General features: G+C 49.7%; 22 protein-coding genes. 12 read left to right on the top strand and 10 right to left on the bottom strand.

Annotated features, from left to right (window positions below):
- Nucleotides 1-9 precede the first annotated feature (9 nt).
- Nucleotides 10-2,715, bottom strand: coding sequence for a glycoside hydrolase family 3 C-terminal domain-containing protein (locus OIK42_RS16170; protein WP_273642100.1), 2,706 nt, complete (start codon nt 2,713-2,715; stop codon nt 10-12).
- Nucleotides 2,716-2,876: 161 nt separating this feature from the next.
- On the opposite strand from OIK42_RS16170, the gene OIK42_RS16165 reads away from it, so the two are divergent.
- From OIK42_RS16165 to OIK42_RS16150, 4 genes are all read left to right on the top strand, one after another.
- Nucleotides 2,877-4,121, top strand: a complete 1,245-nt coding sequence (locus tag OIK42_RS16165; RefSeq protein WP_273642099.1) for an alpha/beta hydrolase family protein — start codon at nt 2,877-2,879, stop codon at nt 4,119-4,121.
- Between the two features lie 180 nt (nt 4,122-4,301).
- Nucleotides 4,302-5,186, top strand: a complete 885-nt coding sequence (gene yihG, locus OIK42_RS16160; RefSeq protein ID WP_273642147.1) for a 1-acylglycerol-3-phosphate O-acyltransferase, YihG family — start codon at nt 4,302-4,304, stop codon at nt 5,184-5,186.
- Between the two features lie 3 nt (nt 5,187-5,189).
- Nucleotides 5,190-6,086 carry a 1-acylglycerol-3-phosphate O-acyltransferase, YihG family gene (gene yihG, locus OIK42_RS16155; protein ID WP_273642098.1) on the top strand — a complete coding sequence of 299 codons (897 nt, stop codon included), beginning with the start codon at nt 5,190-5,192 and terminating at the stop codon, nt 6,084-6,086.
- A complete protein-coding gene (locus OIK42_RS16150; RefSeq protein WP_273642097.1) occupies nt 6,087-7,421 on the top strand; it encodes a mechanosensitive ion channel family protein in 1,335 nt (444 codons plus the stop codon). It begins immediately after the preceding gene.
- A 93-nt stretch (nt 7,422-7,514) separates the two neighbouring features.
- On the opposite strand, the gene OIK42_RS16145 is transcribed toward OIK42_RS16150, so the two are convergent.
- On the bottom strand, nt 7,515-7,706 hold the full coding sequence (locus OIK42_RS16145; RefSeq protein ID WP_273642095.1) for a hypothetical protein: 192 nt from the start codon (nt 7,704-7,706) through the stop codon (nt 7,515-7,517).
- Between the two features lie 282 nt (nt 7,707-7,988).
- On the opposite strand from OIK42_RS16145, the gene OIK42_RS16140 reads away from it, so the two are divergent.
- Together OIK42_RS16140 and OIK42_RS16135 are read left to right on the top strand one after the other, a co-directional pair.
- Nucleotides 7,989-8,792, top strand: a complete 804-nt coding sequence (locus tag OIK42_RS16140; RefSeq protein WP_273642093.1) for a DUF2884 family protein — start codon at nt 7,989-7,991, stop codon at nt 8,790-8,792.
- Nucleotides 8,793-8,833: 41 nt separating this feature from the next.
- Complete coding sequence (locus OIK42_RS16135; protein ID WP_273642092.1) at nt 8,834-9,667, top strand: NAD-dependent epimerase/dehydratase family protein; 834 nt, start codon at nt 8,834-8,836, stop codon at nt 9,665-9,667.
- Here OIK42_RS16135 and OIK42_RS16130 read toward each other — a convergent pair.
- From OIK42_RS16130 to OIK42_RS16120, 3 genes are all read right to left on the bottom strand, one after another.
- The gene (locus OIK42_RS16130; protein ID WP_273642091.1) at nt 9,664-11,085 is read right to left on the bottom strand and encodes a sodium-dependent transporter; all 1,422 of its coding nucleotides are present in this window, start codon (nt 11,083-11,085) and stop codon (nt 9,664-9,666) included. The two genes, OIK42_RS16135 and OIK42_RS16130, sit on opposite strands and share 4 nt — an antisense overlap.
- Nucleotides 11,086-11,275: 190 nt before the next feature.
- Nucleotides 11,276-11,998 (bottom strand): SDR family NAD(P)-dependent oxidoreductase, encoded by a 723-nt coding sequence (locus OIK42_RS16125; protein ID WP_273642090.1) that lies wholly within the window; start codon nt 11,996-11,998, stop codon nt 11,276-11,278.
- 12 nt (nt 11,999-12,010) lie between these two features.
- Entirely contained in the window at nt 12,011-12,415 is a 405-nt protein-coding gene (locus OIK42_RS16120; RefSeq protein WP_273642089.1) for a thiol-disulfide oxidoreductase DCC family protein, read from the bottom strand.
- 93 nt (nt 12,416-12,508) lie between these two features.
- Between OIK42_RS16120 and msrA the strand changes: the two genes are divergently transcribed.
- Nucleotides 12,509-13,057, top strand: coding sequence for a peptide-methionine (S)-S-oxide reductase MsrA (gene msrA, locus OIK42_RS16115; protein WP_273642088.1), 549 nt, complete (start codon nt 12,509-12,511; stop codon nt 13,055-13,057).
- A gap of 56 nt (nt 13,058-13,113) precedes the next feature.
- On the opposite strand, the gene OIK42_RS16110 is transcribed toward msrA, so the two are convergent.
- Nucleotides 13,114-14,256 carry a YjiK family protein gene (locus tag OIK42_RS16110; RefSeq protein WP_273642087.1) on the bottom strand — a complete coding sequence of 381 codons (1,143 nt, stop codon included), beginning with the start codon at nt 14,254-14,256 and terminating at the stop codon, nt 13,114-13,116.
- 262 nt (nt 14,257-14,518) lie between these two features.
- Between OIK42_RS16110 and OIK42_RS16105 the strand changes: the two genes are divergently transcribed.
- The 4 genes from OIK42_RS16105 (at nt 14,519) to OIK42_RS16090 (ending at nt 18,263) form a co-directional block, all read left to right on the top strand.
- On the top strand, nt 14,519-16,384 hold the full coding sequence (locus OIK42_RS16105; protein ID WP_374211876.1) for a metallophosphoesterase family protein: 1,866 nt from the start codon (nt 14,519-14,521) through the stop codon (nt 16,382-16,384).
- Nucleotides 16,385-16,387: 3 nt separating this feature from the next.
- Nucleotides 16,388-16,930 carry a flavodoxin FldB gene (gene fldB / locus OIK42_RS16100; protein ID WP_273642085.1) on the top strand — a complete coding sequence of 181 codons (543 nt, stop codon included), beginning with the start codon at nt 16,388-16,390 and terminating at the stop codon, nt 16,928-16,930.
- Nucleotides 16,920-17,726 carry a CLCA_X family protein gene (locus OIK42_RS16095; protein WP_273642084.1) on the top strand — a complete coding sequence of 269 codons (807 nt, stop codon included), beginning with the start codon at nt 16,920-16,922 and terminating at the stop codon, nt 17,724-17,726. Before fldB ends, OIK42_RS16095 begins: the two co-directional genes overlap by 11 nt.
- A gap of 135 nt (nt 17,727-17,861) precedes the next feature.
- Nucleotides 17,862-18,263, top strand: a complete 402-nt coding sequence (locus OIK42_RS16090) for an ExbD/TolR family protein (protein WP_273642083.1) — start codon at nt 17,862-17,864, stop codon at nt 18,261-18,263.
- Between the two features lie 137 nt (nt 18,264-18,400).
- Here the strand turns inward: OIK42_RS16090 and OIK42_RS16085 are convergent, their stop codons facing one another.
- On the bottom strand, nt 18,401-19,156 hold the full coding sequence (locus OIK42_RS16085; protein WP_273642081.1) for a tRNA1(Val) (adenine(37)-N6)-methyltransferase: 756 nt from the start codon (nt 19,154-19,156) through the stop codon (nt 18,401-18,403).
- A 6-nt stretch (nt 19,157-19,162) separates the two neighbouring features.
- On the bottom strand, nt 19,163-19,795 hold the full coding sequence (locus OIK42_RS16080) for an NAD-dependent epimerase/dehydratase family protein (protein ID WP_273642079.1): 633 nt from the start codon (nt 19,793-19,795) through the stop codon (nt 19,163-19,165).
- Between the two features lie 143 nt (nt 19,796-19,938).
- Here OIK42_RS16080 and OIK42_RS16075 point away from each other — a divergent pair, with 143 nt between their 5' ends.
- A complete protein-coding gene (locus tag OIK42_RS16075) occupies nt 19,939-22,140 on the top strand; it encodes a S9 family peptidase (protein WP_273642078.1) in 2,202 nt (733 codons plus the stop codon).
- 74 nt (nt 22,141-22,214) lie between these two features.
- On the opposite strand, the gene OIK42_RS16070 is transcribed toward OIK42_RS16075, so the two are convergent.
- On the bottom strand, nt 22,215-22,436 hold the full coding sequence (locus OIK42_RS16070) for a hypothetical protein (RefSeq protein ID WP_273642076.1): 222 nt from the start codon (nt 22,434-22,436) through the stop codon (nt 22,215-22,217).
- 548 nt (nt 22,437-22,984) lie between these two features.
- Nucleotides 22,985-23,356 carry a PH domain-containing protein gene (locus OIK42_RS16065; protein ID WP_273642075.1) on the bottom strand — a complete coding sequence of 124 codons (372 nt, stop codon included), beginning with the start codon at nt 23,354-23,356 and terminating at the stop codon, nt 22,985-22,987.
- Between the last annotated feature and the right edge of the window lie 55 nt (nt 23,357-23,411).

The raw sequence follows: 23,411 nt of genomic DNA, 5'->3' as shown, positions 1-23,411 counted from the left end.
ACAAGTTAACTACAGCAGTGTAATGACTGTCTTAACTACTTCCTGGTCAGCCGCGAACTGCGGTTGGCCGTTCCCTACCGATAAGTGCAGCGCGCCTTTGTAGGGAACTTTGTCGCCCTTGTCGTTGATGTAGACCAGCTCATCTGCCGGTACCACCATACTTACCTGCGTCGACTCCCCCGCGTTAACCGCTGTACGAGTAAAGCCCTTCAGGGCTACCTTTGGCGTGTCAACGGGCGCATCAGGCATGCTCACATACAGCTGGCTCACTTGCTCTGCGTCCATTTCGCCATCGTTTTTCAACGTAAAAGACAAGGCCAGGTCGCTGCCGGCAGATAGCTCTTGTGGTGCATTTAAACCAGAGTAAGAGAAATTGGCGTAGCTCAGACCATATCCAAAGGGATACAGCACATCACCGTTGAAATAACGATACGTACGATTGGTCATGTCGTAATCATCGAATGCCGCAAAACCGTCCAGGTTATGATAGAAGGTTACCGGCAAACGGCCTGAAGGGCTCACTTCTCCCCATAAAATACGGGCCAGCGCGGTGCCGGTTGCTTCGCCGGGATAAAACGCCTGAACGATGGCATCAACATTATCCTGTTCCCAGTTTAATGCCATGGCACTGCCACTGAAGTTCACCAGGACGACCGGTTTACCCAGTGCTTCCATTTCCTTGATCAGCGCGCTTTGCTCAGCCGGCAGGTCAATGCTTGAGCGATCGCCATAGTTAAAACCTTCCAGTTTCACCGGCATTTCCTCGCCTTCGATGCGCGGCGAAATACCCACTGCCATAACAATCACGTCGGCATCTTTGGCGGCCGCCTTGGCATTCTCAACCAGCGCTTCGGAGGTGTTTAACCAACTTAACTGCCATTTTGCCCGCATACGATGATCAGTATTGGTCAACTGATCAGTAGCAAAGACTTTGGTAACACTAAACTGATAGGACTGTCCGGCTGTGAGCGCAACAGGCCCGGTAACCACCTCACCGTCGATGGTTATCTCCCCTTCTCCATCGAAGCGGTAGTTGCCGCTCGTTTCGGGTACCAACTCGCCACTGATGACCATGCCAAAGTCATCGAGTACCTTGTTGGTAATCGGCGAGACTTCCCGATATAACTCAAGACTACTGCGGGTTTCTGTTGCCTTGGCGTCGCCGACGATTTCGGCGTTGGTGTGAACGTTAGTAAAATCCGTGATCGGCAGGGTCGCGACATTAAAGTATTCGACTCTGGCGCCGGCTTCGCGTTCACCCAGGGCGTTGGTGTGGAACAACACATTGCTGTCGAGCACCTGCCAATGGCCATAGACGTCGGCGATCAGGGCACTGCCCGGGGCACTGGTGACCGCTTCTTCGCCCAGATATTGCTCGATCCCGTCCAACACAGTGACCGGATTGATTGGCTGCGCGTTATAGTTACCCAACAACACATCACGGTTGTCAGCGTTAGGACCAATTACCGCTACTTTCACGTCCTTTTTAAGTGGCAATACGCCGTTATTTTTCAGTAACACCAGCGAACGCTCAGTGGCTTTTTGGGTAAGTGCCAAATGCTCACTACTGCCCACTTCATCCATTGAGTGGCTGGCATATCCCACCTGCTCATCCGGGTCAAACATGCCCAGTTTAAAGCGGGTCATAAACAAGCGTTCCACAGCCTGATCAATCAATGCTTCACTGATCAGGCCTTTTTGTACGGCAAAATTCAGGTTTGCATAGCTGCTTAAGCGCCCGGTACCGCAGTTCAAATCGGTTCCGCTGGTCACCGCCCACGCGGCGGCTGCGGCTGGTGCGCGGGTGACATCATGGGCCTTTGGATCGTAAAAATCGGCAATCGCGCCGCAGTCAGACATCACATGACCATCAAACTGATACTTACCACGCAGTATCTCTTTAAGCAGCATATCCGAGCCACAGGCAGGCAGATCATTAACCCGGTTATAGGCGCACATAACGGCTTCAACATCGGCCTCTACAACCGCTTTTTCAAATGCCGGCAGGTAGGTTTCGTACAGGTCTTTATCAGACACGACGTAATTGTCAGAATGACGGGTAATTTCCGGCCCGTTATGCACAGCGAAATGCTTGGCAGTGGCTGCGCTTTTTAAATAGGTGTCATCGTCACCCTGCAAGCCGGTTATAAATTCTACGCCAAGCTCACCGGTTAAAAACGGATCTTCACCATATGTTTCCTGGCCACGCCCCCAACGTGGATCGCGAAAAATATTGATGTTCGGCGACCAGTAGGTTAATCCAGTGTAACGCGTGGTTATCCCGGCGCTTTTGAAATAATGATGCTTTGCCCTGCCCTCATCTGAGATGACGGTGGCAATCTCGTGTAACAGTTCCTTGTCCCACATCGCCGCTAATCCAATGGCCTGTGGAAACACGGTAGCATTGCCGGCACGAGCCACACCGTGCAACGCCTCGTTCCAATAATCATAGGCCGGTACGTTGAGTCGTTCTATCGCCGGCGCATCGTTATACATTTGCGCAATTTTTTCTTCCAGAGTCATCCGTGAGACCAGATCTTTCACCCGCTCCTGCATCGGCAAGCTGGTATTGAGGTAAGCGGGCTGCTCCTGGCTTTGAGTATTAGTTTGTCCGGACTCTGATGTATCGGACGTACAACCTGCGGTACCAAGAATAACCGAAACGGCTAATCCCACCAGCGTAGACTTCGCTTTTTTAAACCGGAAAGTGTTCATTATTACTCCATAGATTAACGCAACAGCCAAAACATACCCGAAAGTCACGGTGGCACAATCAAAAGGCATCAAAACGTAAATACGTTGTTAAAAAAAATGATTTTGCCTTGCGTGCGGCATCCTGCACACTGGCGTTCATTTTGCGGTCAAACATATTTTCTATGCAGCGATTCAAGGTATTGACGTTATTCGTCTTAGCAAGCCTGGGGACATCTATACAAGCCTCAGCAAACAATGCTAATTCGGGCAAGCCATTAAAAGATGATACTGCGTGTCCGGTATACGCTGCCGCCGATTTTGCGCAATTAAACGACATTCGCCACCTGCCCAATCCGTTTGTATACGGCAAGGCTATAAATGTCACTTCCCGGTCACAATGGCAGTGCGCGCGGGCCTGGACCAAGGCTCAGTTTGAGCACTGGGAACTCGGCCCGTTACCGCCGGCCCCTCCAGTGGTGTCAGGCACTGTAACGGCCCGGCAACTGACTGTGCATGCCAGCGCATCGGGCAACACAATAGCCTTCAACGCCCAACTGCATTTGCCCGCCATTGGCAAAGCGCCCTTTCCGGCAATGATCCGGCTCGGCGAGTATGGTCTTGATACCCAGCTTTTCAATGATGCTGGCGTAGCGGTGATTACCTATAACAATGGCGAGCTGGCGGAACAAAACAATCAGCAATCAAGGGGACGCGGTAAGTTCTATGAGCTATTCGGTAGCGATCATCCTGCTGGTGCAATGATGGCGTGGAGCTGGGGAATTAGTCGCATTCTCGACGTTATCGAAAACACTGACCAACAGCTTATAGACAGCACGCGCATTGGGGTGACCGGCTGTTCGAGGAATGGCAAAGGCGCGATCGTGGCCGGTGCCTTTGACGAGCGCATTCAACTCACCATTGCCCAGGAATCTGGCTCTGGTGGCGCCGCCAGCTGGCGTATTTCAGATTATCAGCAGCAACAGGGACAAAACGTTCAGACGCAACAGCAAATCGTTACTGAAAATGTATGGTTTCGCGATAACTTTTCACGCTTTAGCGGCGCGACCACCCAGCTCCCGGTTGACCACCATCAGTTGATGGGCCTGCTAGCCCCACGGGGGTTGCTGGTGCTTGAAAATACCTCAATGGAGTGGCTCGGTAACAGCAGCACCTTTATCACTTCTCAAGTCGCTAAAAGTGTCTGGCAGGCATTAGGCACGCCGCAAAATATCGGTATCAGTCAGGTGGGCGGCCACCGGCATTGTCAGTTGCCGGCCTCGCAGCAGCCAGCCGTACAGCAGTTTGTCAGTCAGTTTCTATTACAATCTGCCGCTAACACCAGGGAACTGCTCCAAACAGACGGCCAATATTCAACATCTGCAGCAGAATGGCGCCCCTGGGCCACCCCCACACTGCGCCCGGATTAGCTTTACACCAACAACATTTTATGCGCCGTTCAAAAAACGTGCTGCACGCGCGGATTCAGCGATAATAGCTACCTATTTACAACAATTGCCCGCATTATTGTCGGATCTCTCATGATTTTACGATAAACTAGCGCGATATGTGATTTGCAGGGTGATGTAGCATTGAAAAAATACCTGACTATGCTTAACGGTGCACTGTCGGCATTGTTTTATGGCTTAAATACGTTTTTTTGGGTACCCATTGTACTGGTACTGGCGGTGTTTAAATTAGTGATACCGATTAGAGGCTGGCGGACGGCAATGACGTATCTGCTCGATGCATGTGCAGTAGCCTGGATAAGCCTGAATAACCTCAATCAACGGGTGTTTAGTCGCACCAGAATTGAAGTGAGTGGCTTACAGGGGTTGTCCCGCAATGACTGGTACCTGGTGATTGCCAATCACCAGTCCTGGGTAGACATTTTAATTTTACAGCGCGTGTTGAATCATCGCGTGCCCTTTCTGAAATTCTTTCTCAAGCAACAACTTATTTGGGTGCCATTACTGGGGCTGGCATGGTGGGCACTGGATTTTCCATTTATGCGCCGCTACAGCAAAACGTTTTTGGCCAAGCATCCGCACCTTAAAGGTAAGGATATGGAAACCACCCAAAAGGCCTGTGAAAAATTCAAATTTAAACCGGCCAGTATCATGAACTTTGTTGAAGGCACGCGCTTTACGCCAGACAAACAGCGTCGCCAACACTCTCCGTTTAAACACTTGCTTAAACCTAAAGCGGGCGGTATTGCGTTTGTTCTCAATGCCATGGGCGGGCAGCTCCATCAACTCATTGATGTCACAATTTATTACCCCGGCAAACCGCCTTCGTTCTGGGATTTTATCAGTGGCTCAGTTGACCGTATAAAACTGCATATAGATGTAAAGCCGCTTGAGGGCCTGTTCCCTGCCGAGCTGAATATTATGCAGTACTTTGAAAACCCGGAGCAACGTGCCCGTTTTCAACAGTGGCTTAATCAGCAATGGCTGATAAAAGATCAACGACTCGAAAACTGGAAGGCAGTATAAGCGATGGTTAGGCAGTTATTAGCGCCCGTCATTTTTATAATCCATTTGCCTCTTCAGCTTGCTAATCTTGCTTTTTGGGGCGGCCTGGTTATCCTGCTCGGCCTGATTCGGCTGGTCATTCCCGTAGCGGCATTTAAACGGGCACTGGCGCCGATCATGAACAGCTTTATGCTGTGTTTCGGCAAATGCAGCGTAGCGCTGATCAAACTGTTTAACCCGGTCTGTTTTGATTACCGCGTCAGTGGTCAGCTGAGTACGCAAAGCTGGTACCTGATAGTGGCTAACCATCTGAGTTATCTGGACATTATCTTATTGATCGAGTTTGCTGCTTTGCGTATTCCGGCGCCGAAGTTTTTTCTTAAACAGGAGCTTATCTGGCTGCCCTTTGTAGGCCTTGCTGCCTGGGCTTTGGATATGCCGTTTATGCGTCGCTTTTCCCGTGCCTACTTACAAAAGCACCCCCACAAGCGCGGTACCGACATCGCGACAACCAGACGCTATTGCCAAAAGTTTATCCACCAGCCAACCACTGTCATCAATTTTGTCGAAGGCACCCGCTTTACGCCGTTAAAGCACGCAAAGAGCCAAAGCCCTTACACGCATCTGCTAGCGCCAAAAGCTGGCGGCATCGCCTTTACGCTGGCCACGATGGGCGAGTTATTTACGAATATTTTAGACATTTCACTGCTTTACCCACAAAATACCAGGCACCCAATGCTGGCAATGTTAAGTGGACAAATGCGACACATCATTGTGGATGTTAATGTACTGGATATTCCGTCCACCGCGATAGGCGATTATTATAATGATACGACCTTCAAGACCGGTTTTCAGCAATGGGTGAACAGCCTCTGGCACGCTAAAGACCGCAAGATTGCTCAACTTAAAAAAGGAATGTAAATGGTCACCGCGGAAACGCTTCGGGAGCGCTTTGTTGCACTCTTGCAAAACCTGGATGCAAGCATTGTATTAAACAGCACTCTGTACAACGCATTTGCGCTCGGTGTGGTGCTCGCTATTGCGCTAATCACCCTGTTGGTCAGCCGGGTACTGCTAAGATCGGTCATTAATAAGTGGATTTTAAAAAGCAGAACCCGCTGGGATGACGCACTGCACAACCACGGCTTTTTTAACCGGTTAATCCATTTGCTCCCGGCTATTACCATTTTTCTGACTGCCCAGGTGTTGCTTACCAGTGATAGCCTGATGCATAACATGTTGCTCAAAACATCGCTGCTGTATTTGATGTTCACCGGCGTATTATGCTTCAGCGCACTGCTCAATACCCTGGAAGACTGGTATAACACCACGCCATTTGCCGCGCAGGCATCTATTACCGGTTTTGTGCAGGTCGCCAAGCTCATCGTGGTAATACTGTTTTTGCTACTGAGTGTATCCTTAATTGTTGACCGTAACCCACTGTTGTTGTTGTCAGGTCTGACTGCTATCGCCGCGGTATTACTGCTCATTTTCAGAGATACAATATTAGGGTTTGTCGCCGGTATCCAAATCACCGCAAACCGTTTATTTACTAACGGCGACTGGATCCAGGTAGACAAATTTGCCGTTGACGGCGAAATTATTGAGTTAGGCCTGACTAACGTTAAGGTGCGCAACTGGGACAATACTATCTCCACAATCCCCACCTACTCCCTGACCAATGAGGCCATTAAAAACTGGCGAGGCATGCAGGAGTCAGGTGGTCGGCGTATCAAACGCTCGGTATATGTCGATATTCATTCGATTAAGTTATACAACGATGAAAGCCTGAAGAAGGTGGCTAAAATTCGCTTTATCGCCGATTACATCGCCGCCAAAGTTGACGAGCTTCAGCGCTATCATAAAGATAATTCTATCGACGAAAGCGATCTGCTCAATCGTCGGGCGCTAAGCAATATCGGCACATTCAGGGCCTACCTGGAGGCTTACCTGACCAAACACCCCAAGATAAATCAGGATATGACATTAATGGTGCGTCAGCTACCCCCCAATGAACTGGGCCTGCCACTGGAAGTGTATTGTTTTTGCAGGGACAAATCCTGGGTTGCTTACGAAAAAGTACAAGCCGACATCTTTGATCACATTATGGCAATGATGCCGCAATTTGAATTACGTGCATACCAGCGTGACAGCCACCTGGGCAACTTTATGCCTGCTAATCAGGGCCAGCCACCGTCGGCAGAGACCCTGTGTGATGAAACCCCGAAGGCTCATCAAGCCGACAAAAAAAAGTGACTAAAGGCAACAAGGCGCCTTGTTGTCACTGGTGATGTCAGGCATAAAAAAAGCGCTCAAATGAGCGCTTTTTAGTATACAAGCCGCTGCTATTTAGCTGATTACGTAAACCATCAACAGACATACAACCAGCGCACTGACGCCAAGATAACCCATCTCGATGCGCTCATGCAGGGCTTCGCTACCTTCTTTATTAGACATGAAACCCATTACGATGCTGCTCATGCCTAAAGTAAATGCCACTAACGCAACAGCAAATAAAATTGCATCAATCCAATCACTCATAATCTTTACCCTATAAAAATTCTGCGCGTATTATGCACTAAGCGAACAAAAATGAACATGCGCTTTACGCATAAAGCAGTGAAAATTGATCTTGGTCAATTCCGCTAAAAGTTAGTCTATTACCTCTAAATTATTAACAAACCACTTATTTTACAGCTCACTAAAAACCGCAAGCAATTGAAAATTAACAATAAAAATATTGGCCTGCGATTTGCGATAAAGCACAGTAACAGTTACCCAATACTATGTCACAAACAGCTATTTAAGATAAGAGGTTTTAGGATGAAAACTATCGCTACCGCACTACTCATGACTTCAGCACTTTGTGCCCAGCCCGCTTTAGCCCATATCGAAATTGATAACCAATGTAATATGCAACTGCATGGCTCTGTTACCTACGATCACGGGGATTTGACCATTACTACCGAGGATGGTGAGAAAGTGCTGATCACCCCTGCTCACCAGCTCTATGTCGACGGCCAGGTCATCAGCCTTAACGATGACGAGCAACGCTGGGTAACCGACTACTACACCAGCATAGAAAGCGCTATTCCCATGACGGTTGAAATTGCCCGCGACGGAATCAAAATCGCAAGCTATGCAGTAACCGAAGTGTTTTCTGAACTGCTCGGCGCCGACCACGAATTAACTGACGACTTCGATGAACTTTTTATCGATCTCTCGGCACAAATCGACGAACGCTTTTTCGCTGCTGACGGTACTTACCGGTTTGACAGTACTAACTTAAACGGAGATTGGGCGGATGCTGCCTGGAGTGAACAACTAGACAGTAAAATTGACGATTTGGTTGAGCGCTCTATGGGCCACTTCCTGATGGCAATCGGACGCCAAATGCTGTTCGCCGATGGTGACATGGATGATTTTGCCGCACGTATGGAAAACTTTGGCGAAACCATTGAGCAACGCGTTGAAGGCGAAGCCGAAGCGCTGGAGTCAAAAGCCGACGAACTGTGCACCGTGCTAGCCAAAGCCGATTATGCTGAAACCCGAATGCAGCAAAACATTGCCGCGCTGAAGGGATTGGATCTGCTGGAAACAGATGGTCGTTCAGCGTTGCAGCAGTAACGTGATAGACTGACGCCAATTAATCTGGATAGGTCGTCAGTATGGCAGGCAACAGCAATAAACTCTTACTTTGTGGATGTGGCTGGCTGGGAGGATACCTCGCCAGCCATTTTGCCAACAGCAAGCAAATAACCGGCACAACTCGCAGTCAGGATAAAGCGCAACAACTGCAGCAAGAGGGCGTTAAGGCACTGTTATTCGCTCTGGGCGACAACCCTGATAGTCTCAGTGCACACAGCGCAAACAGTACGGTGATATTAAATATTCCGCCAGGCCGACGCAACACGGATCTCGACGGATTTACCCGGCACATGTGCGAACTGATAACCGCCTTGTATCGCAATCAACCACCACAACAACTCATTTTTATTAGCACCACCTCGGTTTATGGCGATCAGGACGGCGACATTACCACGGGCTCGCCCGTTGCACCGACAACGGCGTCAGGCGAAGCGCATGTCGCTATAGAGCAACATATTCAGCAATGCGCCCCCGAAAACGGTTATATATTGCGTCTGGCTGGACTAGTGGGGCCCGATCGGCATCCGGTTAAATCTTTGGCCGGACGAACCTTAAGCGGGGCTAATCAGGTGGTTAACCTGGTGCATGTAGACGATGTGGTCACCACCATCGGTGCATTAATGACTCAGCAGCCAAAGCAAAAGCTCTGGCATCTGAGCAGCAGTGCGCATCCGATGCGCGGTGAGTATTACCCGAAAATGGCAAACCAACTGGGTTTAGCCCCCATTGAATTCAGCGATGGGTCAGACCATAGTACTCTGCCGACGGGTAAATCAATCAACCCGCAGGCCACGCTGGACGCACTGGGGATGACACTGGAATTTGCGAGCCCCTGGCAAATGAAGCCTGTTTAACCAAACAGGCTAACACCAAAGTATATAAGTGCCACAGTGTTAATAAAAATCCCCAACAGGATTATTGGAATAAAGACACTTACCGAAATATTCACGTATTTCTCAACCCAACTGCCCTTATAATCAGGCGAGCCTTCCTCCAGCGCTTCATTAAAATTGTGGCGCTTCCAGCGATACATTACAAAGATACAAATTAAAAATCCGTTTAATGGCAGGATGGTGTCATAGAACACATCATAGACCACTTGGAAGAAGGATTTGGTGGCACCAGCGTAGCTGGTAAACTCGGTAAAGAACGGCACAAAACCAAAGGATAGCGCGCAGAACATGGCAAACAGCACCAGCAACGCGCCTAATACCACCAGCGATTTACGGCGACTATAGTCTTTTTCGTCCATTAATGCGGCCACCGGCACTTCAAAAATCGACACCAGCGAGGTAATGGCAGCAAAAAACACCAGTAAGAAAAACAAACTGGCCACCACACTTGCTCCCACAAAGCCGATACTGGTCTGTAAGGCTAAAAAGATTTGCGGCAGGAAGGAGAAAATCATACCAATTGACGATTCGCTCAACTCTGCAGGGTTGGTATTGGGGTTAAACGAGAAAATCGCCGGCAAAATCATTAGCCCGGCAGTAAAGGCAACGGCGGTATCCGTTAAAGCCACCAGCTTTGCCGAGCCCGGAATATCTGCTGAGCGGTCGATGTAACTACCGTAAGTGATCATAATCCCCATGCCCAGGCTCAGTGAGAAAAACGCCTGCGATAGCGCGCCATTAACCACCGATGCAGTTATTTTGCTAAAGTCAGGCACCAGATAAAAGTACACCCCGGCCATTGCATTATCCTGAGTCAACACAAAGATAACCAGCAGCACCAGCATAACAAAGAGCGCGGGCATTAATAGTTTCGCTGCTTTTTCGATACCTTCTTTTACGCCGCCTTGCAGGATCAGGTACACAATACCCAACACGACTGCCATATAAACAAAGATGATTGGCGAATTGATAAACGTACCAAAGGTATCCGGCTCTGCTAACAGCGCCAGGTCACCCGTGACCGCGCCATACAAATACCCAAAAATCCACACCGTAATGACCAGGTAAAACACCGCAATCATAAACGGCGTAATAATGGATAACCAACCGGCAATTTTCCATTTGGCAGAATTATCGGTAAGTGCAGAGTACGCCCCGAGCGGATCTTTTTTAGCCTTACGGCCTACCGCCATCTCTGCCATCATGACGGGTAAACAGATTGCGAAAACAAAAATGGCGTACATGACTAAAAATGCACCGCCACCGTTTTTAGCGGCCCCGACCGGGAAGCCAACTAAATTACCTATCCCCACCGCAGACCCGGCTGCGGCTAAAATGAATCCAAGGCGCGATCCGAACTGTTCTCTGGCCCCGCTCATATGAGTTCCTCTTGTGATTTTTATTGTTGCTTTATTTCGGAACTACGTGCTCAACATCATTATTTTATTATCTGTCGTTGGCGACGCCCGGACTCCGAACCTTCCGACGCAAAGTAGCGCCATCGACATACTATCAATCCAATAATTAAAAGTCTTGGTTTTCATCGGCAGTGGACGACATCACGGCGCACTACCAGGCAATGGGCTTGTTGTCCCAATCTAAAAAATAGGGGCTTTCGCTGACGTCTCGCTGCTGAATAATCGATACCAGCTGTTTGGCGGTGAACGCGGGGGTAAATAACTTTTCGGGCTTGACGTTGCGCTGAAACGGCGCCGATAACGCCGAATCCACAGTACCGGGATGGTAACAGATTAAACTGGTATGCTTTGCTCTGCGACCGTATTCAACCGCCGCAGTTTTCACCAGCATATTCAGGGCCGCCTTAGACGCCCGATAACCATACCAGCCACCGAGATGATTATCCGCAATACTCCCCACTCTGGCACTCAGTAGCGTAAAAGTTGAATGCGCGGCAGGAAAAAAATTCACCAGATGCTTAAGCCACAGTGCGGGGATGACCGTGTTCACGGCAAAATAATGATGCAGGGCATCGGCGCTGATGTCTTCAAGACGCTTTTCAGGGGTAACCATGTCGTCGTGTAGTATACCGGTCGTGCATACAACATGGTGAAAGGTAATACTGTTATCGGCACATTCATTGAGCCAGCGGCTGATGGCGCTTTCATCCTGACTGTCTATGCTGACCGGTGTCACACGCGCTTGCAGCGCGCCGTCAACCTCGGGCGCGCTTCTTGAAACAGCATAGATGTGGGCGTCACTGAAGGTATCGGCTAATTGCTTAATGACTGCCTGACCGATAGCGCCACTGGCGCCTATTACTAACAAATTCATGGCGTTTTCACCTTATTTCTTTGCTTCACAGGGCAGACAACGCTTTTGGCCTGTCAGCCAGTAAGAGACTTTATAACGATGGCGGGCAAACCACAGGTAAAACCGGTCGGCCAGTGGTTTTATTAATGGCCAGCGCAGCGGCGCATAGACCCAGCCACGACCAACCAGCTTCCACGCCTGGTAGGTAACATCGAGGCCAATGAGCATGGTCCCGTCAGGCTGCTGTCCGTGGATGCGGTCGTTCAGCGCCTGCCATTCGAGGTGTGGATAGCGCTGGGCAAAGTCATCGTCCATAATATCGACAAACGCCAGCTTACCGGCGGTATTCAACCGTTTCAGGTGGCGCATTTCAATGGCGCACAAAGGACAACCGCCGTCGTAGAACAGCGTGAGTTCAGGTACATTATTTGTTTTCATGCTGCTAATACGCGCAAATTAAACGCTTGGATGACTTGAAGAAAGACAATTGCGCCACCACACTTGCCAGTACAAACTAATTTGGAGCACAGTATGACAACTTCCTCGACCACCCCGGCAAGCGCAACGCTGGCCGGCGGCTGCTTTTGGTGTATTGAGTCGGCATTTAATCAGGTTCAGGGCATCGAGTTAGCCGTTTCCGGCTATGCCGGCGGCGAAACCGACTCGCCCACATACGAGCAGGTATGCAGTGGTAATACCGGTCACGCCGAAGTGGTGCGTCTGACCTACAACCCTGAGCAGATTACTTACCGCGAAATACTGGAAATTTTCTTTGCACTGCACGATCCAACCCAGTTGAACCGCCAGGGCAATGACGTTGGCACCCAATACCGCAGCGCAGTGTTTTATCATGATGAGGCACAAAAAGCCGAAGCCGACGCCATCATAAAAGAAATGACCGACGACGAGATATGGCCTGATCCTATCGTTACTGAGGTAGTGCCACTAACGAATTATTATGAGGCAGAGGCCTATCATCAGTCTTATTTTAAAAATAACCCGCAAAACCAGTATTGTGCCATGGTCGTAGCGCCTAAACTGGCCAAGTTTAAAAAGACTTTTGCCGAGCGTCTGCGCTAGTAACCCGATGAGGCAACGCTTCAGCCATTAATAGCTGCTGCGTTGCTCACTGGTGCTTAGTTAAACCAGGCAGTGTCTAATGGCATGCTAAACAGCAGTGGCGCCATGCCTTTATAGCGGCTTTCGTTCGCCGGGCACTGCAGGTTTTTCATGTAATTCTCTTTCCAGGGGTCATTTACCATCCACAGGGTATCGCCGATTACCGCAAGCCCTTCAATGGAGGCATTGTCCATAATTTCGGTCGCTGCACAGTTTTGTGGATCGCCGCTGGGCGCACTAAATTGCAAAGCAATTTTTTTGGTTGGTAATTTACCCGCAGCGTCGATAATCCACAGCTCGTTATCGTTTCTCGCCGCAGCAAATAAAAAGCCGCTCACCGCGCCTTCTGGCAAATAAAACTCCAGCCCGTTGATAGGGTGACGGCCGCTGTTAAATGTTGGCACATCAAGGGCAGGCTCTGTCACCATGGCAAAATCTGTTTGTTGCCAAAAATCATCATTAAGGGCTACCGAAAATATCCGCGGGTTGCCGGCATCATCACGTTCCAGCGCCAAATACAGGGTACCATCGGGCGCTAGTGCCATGCCTTCAATGCCGTCATTGGGAAAATCCCCTACCGCAAATTCAAGATCGAACTGCAACGGCCGCACGTGAGTCATGGTGGCACTACCATCACTGTGCTGCTCGATTCGCACCAACAACGTGGGGTAGTCAGTCGAACCGGTGGCCTCAAACCGCTGCTGACAACGGTCAGATAACGCGCCTGTTCGTGTGGCATCTTCCGTTACGGTATAAAATACGCCCGGTTCAGAGTGATCAGCCACCAGGGCTTCTAAATCGGGCTCATCGTTTAAGTACTGAGAAAAACAACTGCGGCGTACCCGACTGGCCATGTTCATTTCATCAGGTTTAGGCGCCAATGTGGCCGTTACCGGATCGATAGCATGCAAGCGGCGCTGTTGCGACGCCATAGCACTGGCATCAGAAATGCTGTAAAGCAGGCCATTGTAATGGGTTAGCCCCGAAGTTTGCGGATCGAGCATGACCCCGCCTTCCGCTTCCATTATCCACTGTCCGGTTAACAGCGACTCCTGCGGGATATCGGCGGTTTCAGGCACAGTTTGTATGGGGGTTTTGTTTTCACTACAGGCAGTTATTAAGCCCGTTGCAACTAGGCCAATAAGCCAGGCTGATTTCATGGTTGGGTCCATCGAAGAATAGGTTTTATAAGTTATCCTCGCTCAGCAAGCGTGCCGGGTCAAGCCTGGTCAGGCATGATAGTTGTGTGTGCTGGCCCAATCGCTCATTCTGAATACAATTGACCGTTTAGCTGGGGTATCCCTCCCCCATAAGCTTGCCTGAAACGCTGTCGGGTCGTATAGTCTGGGCGTTGCAGTAAATGGTTGTTATGAAGGAGTGTCCATTATTACTCAGCCATTACCCTTTATTATTGCCGGTCCCATGCTCAGACACACAGCCCGGGGAAGTGTCACCCTTTGGCTGGTCACCTCTGAACCTGCCGACATCACCATAACATTGAACCATCAGCACACTGTGGTTGCCGGGACAACGACAGATCGGGTGGTGCAGGCCGGTGAGCACGCGTTTATTCATGTTACCACCTTCACTCCGGCGCAACATTTAACCGCCGGCGTGCAGTACGCTTACGCATTGCAATTTAGCCACGATGCGCAGCAACAGCGCTGGCAGGTACAACAACAGAAACTGCTTTACGAAGGCTGTCAGCAACTGACTTTCAGCGTGCCCGCTAAGCTCAATAATGTGTTGCACGGCTCGTGCCGTAAACCCCATGCACCGCAAACGGATAGCCTGGTTCGTGTTGATGAACTCATTTGCAATGAGCATTCGGGCGGCCCAGCGCGCCCCGACTTATTACTGATGACCGGCGATCAAATTTACGCCGACGATGTAGCGGGCCCGATGCTGCAAGCCGTTCTGCAGGTCGTCGAGCGATTAGGCCTGTTTCACGAATCCCTGACCGACGCAGTGGTTGAATCAACCGCCGAACTTGCAGAACATCCGTACTGCTATTATCAGCGTCAGCAAATTCTGCCCCGGGTAGCCACCAATACCGCACTATCAAAATTGTTCTTCGGCGCCAAGAAAAAGCCGGTATTTACGTCCGTTAACGCCCAAAACCACCTGATTGGTATGGCCGAAGTGATTGCCATGTATCTGTTGGTATGGTCAGACGAACTGTGGCCCGATATTACCTTTGATGCCGCCAGAGTCAGCAGTGCACAGCAGGCATTGTTTAGCAAAGAAGCGACGGTTATTGAGCACTTCGCGGCGCCGCTGGGCAAAATTCGCCGGGCCTTAGCTCATGTGCCGGTATATATGATTTTCGACGATCATGATGTTACCGATGACTGGAACCTGACCCGCGGTTGGGAAGAAGAAGTCTACGGCCACCAGTTATCGCGACGTATGGTGGGCAATGCCCTGGCTGGTTACTGGCTTTGTCAGGGCTGGGCTAATCAGCCCGATACCTTTGACGCCTTGCACGCCCAGGCAAAACACAACTTCACGGCAAGCGGATTAGCCGCCCATGAGGCCTTCATCGATACACTCTTTGACTGGGACCAGTGGCATTATCAGCTAGCCACCGAACCGCCGGTACACGTACTTGATACCCGGACTCAGCGTTGGCGTAGCGAGTCGAGCTTAAATAAACCATCGGGTCTGATGGACTGGGAAGCCTTATGTGAGTTCCAGCATCAACTGATTGGTAAAGATGCCGTTATCGTGGTGTCGGCCGCGCCAATTTACGGGGTTAAATTAATTGAGGTCATCCAAAAGCTGTTTACGATGGCGGGCAAAGCCCTCACCGTTGATGCCGAAAACTGGATGGCCCACAAGGGCACGGCCAGTGTTATCCTGAACATCTTTCGCCACTATAAAACGCCGCCGCATTTTATTATTTTATCTGGGGATGTGCACTATTCGTTTGTGTATGACGTGCGCTTGCGTTTTCGCCGCAACAGCCCACAAATTATCCAGTTTACCTGCAGCGGCATAAAAAATACTTTCCCGGACACCTTAATCCGCTGGCTTGACAGGCTAAACCAATGGTTTTACTCAGCGCGCTCACCGCTGAATATTTTTACCCGGCGACGCAATATGTCGGTAAACGAACGCCACCCCGACGGCGATGACGACATCGCATTACTCAACCGCGCAGCGCTGGGCCAGTTGCTACTTGATCCAGAATACGAAAAAGTGCGTTGTATTGCTTTGTGTAGCGACGGTGAGACGGTAGAATTCTCGTCTGAGCTGACTAACGACACCGCAACATCAAGAGAGTAGTTAATGAGTAACCCCGCGCTGAACATCGGACTCTTTTACGGTTCGACCACCTGTTATACCGAAATGGCCGCCGAAAAAATTCAGGACCAACTCAATACATTGTTTGGTGAGCAGGTGGTGAGTCTGCACAATATTCAGGACACCTCATTAAACCTGACAGCCAACTACGACATTTTGATTCTGGGTATCTCGACCTGGGACTTTGGTGAGCTACAGGAAGATTGGGAGTCTAGCTGGGACGACGTTCACCAGCTTGATTTATCTGGGAAAATTGTGGCGCTTTATGGTCTGGGCGATCAGCTCGGCTATGCCGACTGGTTTCAGGACGCACTGGGCATGTTGCACGACGCTATCGCACCAAGCGGCTGTCAGTTTATTGGTTACTGGCCCAATCAGGGTTATGAGTTTGCCAAATCCAAAGCACTCACAGCAGACGGCAAGCAGTTTGTCGGGCTGTCGCTTGATGATGAGAACCAGTTTGACCAGACCGATGAACGGGTGTCAGTCTGGTGCAATCAACTCATTACTGAACTCAGTGAGCTCTAGTCAGCGGCCAGCTCCCTCACAGGGACGACTGCACCAGCAATATTATCGCAATGGTGGCAGTCATCGCGACGGTGCCGATGTGAGTTTTCAGGATATCCGTCAGCTGTTTAATTTTCGGTCAATCACGATTGGTCGCTGGGTGACCGCCGCCGAGCAGCAAATTGCGGCCAATTTATTTTTTGATGCGCTTTACGATTTGATTGATATTCTGCAAGTCAATGAACGTGTCATTTCGCTGAATAATACGCTGTCACTGGCCTTTGGAACTGGTGGACAAAAGCATGCCAACGCGCACTATCACTCGGCTAAACGCCAGTTAGCGTTAGCGAAAAATGCCGGCGGTGGTGCGCTGGCCCATGAGTGGTTCCATGCCTTCGACCACTATATAAGCCAGCGCTTTCTGGTGACTCCCAACCCCATGACCTTTGCCTCACAGGCCTGGCTGGACAACGCTGAGATGGTTGACCACCCTCTCAACGAACGCCTGGGCGAGTGTTTTGCTACGCTTTTCCTGGCGCCAGGCAGCAGTTCGCCAAGTGATTACGTTTTGAGCAGTGTTGAAGCCGATAAAGCCTTGCAATCTTTTTATTACGCTACCCCCCCGGAACTCGCCGCCAGGGCCTTTGAGGCCTTCGTTCAGGACAGTCATATTAAGAATGCTTTTTTAGTACAAGGAACAAAAATGTCGGTTGAGGCTAGACTTGGTATTTATCCTCATGGTATTTTGAGAAAACAGCTAAACGATGCTTTTAAGTTGTATTTTTACCAACTGGGAGTTGCGCTGTCCGCTAAATGATGTTGCTTTCAAACGAAAGTGAGCGAAGATTTCATTAATTTTATCGTGTTTATTAGGGTTGTTTGTATCAATTGCTATCGATTTTTGTTACAAACAGTATACTAAGTTGACAAGTGTTAGAGACTAGAAAACGAAATGAAAAGAAAAAAGCATACTTCTGGGGATGATGACGCCCAGGTCGACATGACGCCCATGTTGGACATTGTGTTCATCATGCTGATCTTCTTTATCGTAACAACATCTTTCGTTAAAGAGAAAGGGCTTGATGTAAACCGTCCTGAAAACAAAAATCAATCGAACAATCCAAGTAAGTCACTGTCTATTCGTATTGATGAAATGGGTACCATTGTAATGAATGGTCGCGAAGTTGATATTCGCCGTGTTGTTGCAAACATTCAGACCTATCTGGCTGAAAACCCAACTGACTCTGCCGCCATCCAGGCTCACGAAAATACTGAGCATGGTACAGTGGTAGAAGTTATGAACCAGGCGAAAGAAGCCGGTATCCAAAAGGTATCGGTATTAGTTAAGTCTTAACTTAATTCTTCTGGATGAAAAAAAGCGCGTTTATCGCGCTTTTTTTGTGCCTGAAATTCAGCATATCAAGGTAAATACTGACGTCGCTTAAAACATTGCCAGCGAGGAAACACTCGCGTAAAGGGCGCGCTTCAGGACTAAAAATTGCGGTAAAAGGCCCGGCACAAGCGCTTGAAAGCCTCAGTGTACTGGTTGTCTGCGTGCCTTATCCACAGTTGTTGCGAGTCAGTTTCTGCGGCCTGTCTGGTAAACTCAAACAGGCAAATATAAGGCGCTGTTGAACTGTTATGGCACACCACCAGCTCACGCTTTGCATACCAGCCCGATTGTGCTGCGCTCATTAACACTTCCTGATACCGGGAATACGGGTACATACAGTTCAGGCGCCCTGCTTGCGTGGTAAGCTCAGCACAGCGGGCAAACAATACCGCCATACTCAGACCGCTTTCGTTGCGCGCCTGGCCGCGTAGCGCTGTCATGCTCTGATAAGCACGGGTGGCATTTTCGGCCTGATGAAAATACGGTGGGTTGGTGATTATCACGTCATACGGAGCAGCCGGTAACAAGGCCTCAAGCGCCCCTGGCTGCACTGATATTTTGTGCGGCCAGGGGCTTAACGCAACGTTTTCACGGGCTTGTTGAACCGCATCATCGTCGATGTCCACCGCGTCGATATGACAGTCGCTGACACTCTTTTGCGCCATCATCAGCGCCAGGATGCCACTGCCGGTCCCCACATCAAGGACGCGACAGGCATTTCCTGCATCGGTAAAGCTGCCTAACAACAAACTGTCAGTGGAGACTTTCATGGCACATTTGTCGTGAGCCACAAAGAACTGCTTGCAGGCAAACCCTTTGCGGCCTTCGGAAGATGAATCAATAACGTTTGCCATCGGCACTTAGAACTCCTGATGCCTTATCATTTCAAGTGCCACCTGATACGGGTGCACCGCCCGGTATTTCTTCAGACGGCCAATTAAGAGTGGCCGTAACCACTGCAACAACAGGGCGGCGGCCTTTTCCCGTGGACGTCTATCGTTTGGTCGTTCACCAATGAGCACGCCGGGACGCACCGCTGCCGCGTTAGGTAGCTGAGGCATGCGCATGATGGCATTTTCTAACTCCCCTTTCACCTTAAGATAATAGTTGCCGCTCTGTGCGTTTGCGCCAGCCGAGGAGATCCAAACAAAACCGCCTGCCCGCTGGGCTCTGGCAAGCTGCGCCGCGACGTGCACGTATTCAAAATCGACCTTGCGGAACGCCTTAAGACTGCCAGCGCGTTTTAACGTTGTGCCTATACAGCAATATATATGGTCGACGCCAAAATAGCCCTGGTAGTCGTCAAGCGCGTCAAAATCGACCACTACCGGGTGTAGTTTATTGTTGGGATCATGATACAGATGCTGACCCAAAGGCCGGCGTACCAAACAGGTGACTGACTCATACCGATCATCCAGCAGCAACTCACGCAGCAACTGGCGTCCCACCAACCCACTGGCGCCTAAGATAAGTGCACTTTTTAATACTGCCAAATTGTGTCATCCTTTCGCTTTAAAAAGAGTGTTTGCGTTATTCACTACCGACACACTCGATAATGACAACTTGTACAGGGTTGGCGGTGTTTACAACCACCAACGTTAAGCAAGCCCCAATAACGACAAATAGTAGCGTATTCATGAAAAAAGCTTTAGTACTTGGAGCCCTTATGCTCACTAATACGGTGTCAGCCGACACTTTGACCATTGAAAGAATATATGAGTCACCTTCTTTGGCTGGAAGTTCGCCGCGCAACTTACAAGTAGCGCCCGATGGTAAACGGGTTACCTATCTGCAGGGTAAGCAATCTGACTATGAACAATTAGATCTATGGGAGTACAATATCGCCTCCGGACAGTCACGCTTGCTGTTTGATTCGGACGATCTGGCCAGTGGCGAAACTGAGCTCTCCGACGAAGAAAAAGCCCGCCGCGAGCGCATGCGATTGTCTGGCACCGGCATAGTCAGCTATCAGTGGTCGGCTGACGGCAAAGCATTATTATTCCCCATGGGCGGCGACGTATTTTACCACCAGCTCGGCACCAAAGGTGCACGGCAGTTGTTGGATACTGATGCTTTTGAAACCGACATAAAGCTCTCCCCTAAGGGCAACTACATCTCCTACATTCGCGATCAGAACCTGTATATCAAGCATATTGTGTCAGGCAGGGAGACCGCGATTACCACCGCGGGCGGTGGCAATATTAAGTACGGTATGGCCGAATTTGTGGCGCAGGAAGAAATGGGCCGGATGACGGGTTACTGGTGGTCGCCGGATGAGTCTTATATCGCCTTTACCGAAGTTGATGAGACGCCGGTGGAAGTAATCACGCGCTCCGAAATTTACGCCGACGACATCAAAATGATCGAGCAAAAGTACCCCAAGGCCGGTACCCCCAATGCAACGATCAAACTGGCAGTACAGCAAATCAGTAACGGTGAGCGACAATGGATAGACCTCGGTGAAGAGCAGGATATTTACATTGCCCGCGGTAAATGGATGCCCGACAGCGAGCATTTCACCTACCAGTGGCAGAGCCGTGATCAACAGGTATTAGCATTACGCAGCTACGACATCAGCACGCAAAGCCAGCAAACACTGCTTACCGAACAATCAGACACCTGGGTAAATCTGCATGACGACTTTACCTTCCTGCAAGACGGCGAACATTTTATCTGGGCATCCGAACGTGATGGCTTTAAACATCTGTATTTATATACCAATGCCGGTAAGTTGGTACGTCAGCTAACGCAGGGGGAGTGGGTAGTAGACGAACTTGAAGCGGTGGATAACGCTAATGCAAAAGTCTACTTTACGGGCCGTAAAGACACGCCGCTTGAGCGCCACCTGTACGTCACCGACTTAGGTGGCAGCGCGCCCAAACGTCTCACCGAACGCGCCGGCATGCACGGTATTAGTTTTAGTCAGGATGCCTCTATCTATGTAGACAGTTCATCCACTGTTAACCGGCCAACACAGGTAAGTTTGCATAAGGCCACTGGTGAGCAACTCACCTGGTTAGAAGAAAACGCGTTAGATGAAAATCACCCGCTCACCGCTTATAAAGACGACTGGGTAGAGCCTGAATTCGGCACGCTTAAAAACGACGCCGGCATCGACCTGTATTATCGTTTGTATAAGCCAGCCAAAATAACCGGCAAGCATCCGGTGATTGTCTATTTGTACGGTGGTCCCCACGCACAGGTGGTTAACAATGGCTGGGGCGGCAACCGCGGTTTGCTAATGCAGCACTGGGTGAGTAAAGGCTATGTGGTGTTCAGCATCGACAACCGCGGTTCAAACTATCGCGGCAAAGCCTTTGAGGAACCGATTTATAAAGCCATGGGCAGTGTCGAAGTCGACGATCAGGTTGCCGGGGTGAAGTTCCTGCGTACCTTAGACTACGTGGATCCGGAGCGCATTGGTGTGTATGGCCATAGCTATGGTGGCTACATGACAATCATGAGCATGTTCAAAGCCGGCGATTACTTTAAAGCAGGGGTAGCGGGCGCGCCTGTGACAACATGGCGCTTATACGACACCCATTACACAGAACGGTATATGGGCAATCCGAACACCGACAGCGAGGCCTACGACTCGTCATCGGTATTCCCTTACTCTGATGGCCTGAAAGGCCCCTTGCTGATTTATCATGGCATGGCCGATGACAACGTTCTGTTTACCCACAGCACCAAACTGTATAAACACTTACAGGACAACGCCAAGCCCTTCGAGGTGATGGATTATCCGGGTAAAAAGCACAGTATTCGTGGTAAACAAACCGGTATTCATTTGTATCACACCATTACCAACTTCTTTGACAAGCATTTTGCTCAATAGCCAGCAAAATTGTTAAGCGGCAGGCCGATACTCAGCTTGCCGCTTAGCCACATGCCACGTTGCCCGAAACGTTCTCAGGCCTCTTTGGCAAAACCATTAAAAACATAACCTAATGCATCACAGGCTCTGCCTACCGGACAATCTTCAAGGTGCACAATATCCATCCCAACCCGTACAGCCTTTTCGCCGCATACCCGGCACTCACATGACGTTACCGTCGACTCGTCGGTAATAAACTGACCAGCATCGAGCAAATCCATAATAATGAGCTTCATATCTTCACGCGAACATTCCATGCCACCCCCTGCCACTAACCATAAATGTTTACCAGAAATGTATTGTAGGACGGGCTCTGAACTGCCGAGAATATGGACTCAGATAATCAGGTATATTCACAGACACGCTCACTGGGGGAACTCAAGTTTCCTGTCTTAAAAAGACATCTAAAAACAATCACTCACATGGCCGGCATCGACAGATTTTGGTTTTTAGTGTCGGCAGAATTTTTGCGCTACAGGCCCAATCAGCATAGTGCGCTAACGGCATTTTGATGGTGCAATTCAGGGAGACGTTCGCGACAATGAAAATCTCTTACATAGCACGTCGTTGAGGCATAACCTTCTATCACCTTAATATTACAGGTGGGGCAGGCGTTACACCCACTCTAAGCTCGGGGCAAATCGGGGGAGTGGTTACTATTGGCTTGACCGCCAAAGATTGACTTACCTTTACCACGGTTAAACAGAACCTCGGCCGCAGGATAATGCCGCCGATTAGACGTTATACACTATGGCAATCGTCAAACAGTCGTTTAGCCGGTAATGCTAAACGACTGCTTAACCGCTTAAAACATCGCATTGGCCAGTGATTTTTGTACAGCGGTTGCGGTGTCACTTTTAAGCTCAAACTCTAACGGCGTCGACTGGCCCGAAACAAAAATCTTCAGCTCGGCATCGAGGTCAAAATGACCCGCCGTTTCTACTTTAAACTGGGTTATCGCTTTGTAGGGAATGGAGTGATATTCAACTTTACGACCGGTCATGCCTTGCTTGTCGATAAACATAAAGCGATTGCTGGTAAAGACAATTAAATCCCGTATAAGTTTGTAAGCACTTACCACCTTTTCATCATCAGCTAAAATAGGCGACAGTTCTTCCTGAACATCAGCAACATCCACTTCACTGGCATTGCCCATTAATGCATCTAATAATCCCATTGTATTTTCCTTATTGTCAGATTCTTGATTTACCTTAGCACTAAAAAAAATATAT

Origin of the sequence: Alteromonas gilva, from assembly GCF_028595265.1 — a bacterium.
Classification (GTDB): domain Bacteria; phylum Pseudomonadota; class Gammaproteobacteria; order Enterobacterales; family Alteromonadaceae; genus Alteromonas; species Alteromonas gilva.
The sequence above is the reverse complement of the archived record's forward strand: the minus strand, read 5'-3'. Positions and strand labels throughout refer to the sequence as shown.